Below are 1,527 nucleotides of genomic sequence, written 5' to 3'. Positions count from 1 at the left end.
GTGTGGAGCGATCGCTAGAGATGGTAGTAGGACTACTTGGCATTCTCAAAGCTGGTGGGGCTTATGTGCCACTCGATCCAAACTACCCTCAAGAGCGTTTGGCTTTCATGTTAGAAGATGCTCAAGTTTCAGTGTTGTTAACCCAACATTCACTCCTCGACAGATTACCTCAGCATCAAGCAAGCCAAGTCTTTTTGGATACTGACTGGCAGATGATTTCTCAGTCGAGTCAGGATAATCTTATCTCTGGTGTACAAGCAACTAATTTAGCTTATGTAATTTATACCTCTGGTTCTACAGGTAAGCCTAAAGGTGTAGCCCTTAATCAGCTTGCTCTTTGCAATCTAATTCTGTGGCAACTGCAAAATAATACAATTTCCACTGGAGCAAAAACGCTGCAATTTGCTCCTATTAGCTTTGATGTCTCCTTCCAAGAAATGTTTACTACCTGGTTTTCGGGAGGCACATTGTTCTTAATTACGGAGGAATTGCGCCGAGATACCTCAGCTTTGTTAGGTTTTCTCCAAGAAAAAGCTGTTGAGAGATTGTTTGTTCCCTTTGTTGCCTTACAGCAACTAGCTGAAGTTGCTATTGGTGGTGAATTAGTTAATAGTCATCTGCGGGAAATCATTACTGCTGGGGAACAGTTGCAGATGACTCCGGCGATTTCTCAATGGTTAAGCAAATTAAATGATTGTACTTTGCACAATCATTATGGGCCATCGGAAAGCCATGTAATCATTACTTTTACTCTGAATAACTCAGTAGAGACTTGGCCGCTACTGCCTCCGATTGGTCGTCCCATTGCTAACACGCAAATTTACATCCTGGATAAGTATCTACAGCCTGTACCTGTGGGTGTAGCAGGAGAATTGCACATTGGTGGTATCTCTTTGGCGCGAGGCTATCTCAATCGACCAGAGTTAACACAACAGAGATTTATCCCCAATCCCTTTAGCACTGATCCTGATTCACGCCTCTATAAAACAGGGGATTTAGCCCGCTATTTACCGGATGGCAACATCGAATACCTGGGACGCATTGACAATCAGGTTAAGGTGCGAGGCTTCCGCATTGAATTGGGAGAAGTTGAAGCAGTACTGAGCCAGCATGGAGATGTGGAGGGATGTTGTATCATTGCCCGCGAAGATACTCCGGGTGATAAACGCCTAGTTGCCTACGTGGTAGCACATCAGAACTGTACACCCACAATCAGCGAACTGCGGCAATTCCTGAAAGCAAAGCTACCAGACTACATGCTGCCAAGTGCTTTTGTAATGTTGGAATTAATGCCACTAACTCCTAGCGGCAAAGTAGACCGCCGTGTATTGCCTGCACCGGATTTACACAGCAGTAATTCAGACAAATACGTTGCTCCACGCAACCAAGTAGAACTGGAACTAACGCAAATCTGGTCAAGAGTTTTGAAAGTTGACAAAGTGGGAGTAAAAGATAACTTTTTTGACCTTGGTGGTCACTCTCTTTTAACTCCTTACTTAATGGCTCAAATTAAAAAGCAGTTTGGTA

At 43.9% G+C, this 1,527-nt stretch carries 1 protein-coding gene; it reads left to right on the top strand.

What is annotated here, in order from left to right:
• The coding region (locus ACWATR_RS39935) for a non-ribosomal peptide synthetase (protein ID WP_460345891.1) at positions 1–1,527 on the top strand (1,527 nt) is incomplete at both ends.

The sequence above is a fragment of the Nostoc sp. UIC 10890 genome (assembly GCF_054786515.1).
Note: the sequence above shows the minus strand (reverse complement) of the source record. Positions and strands in the feature narration are given on the sequence as shown.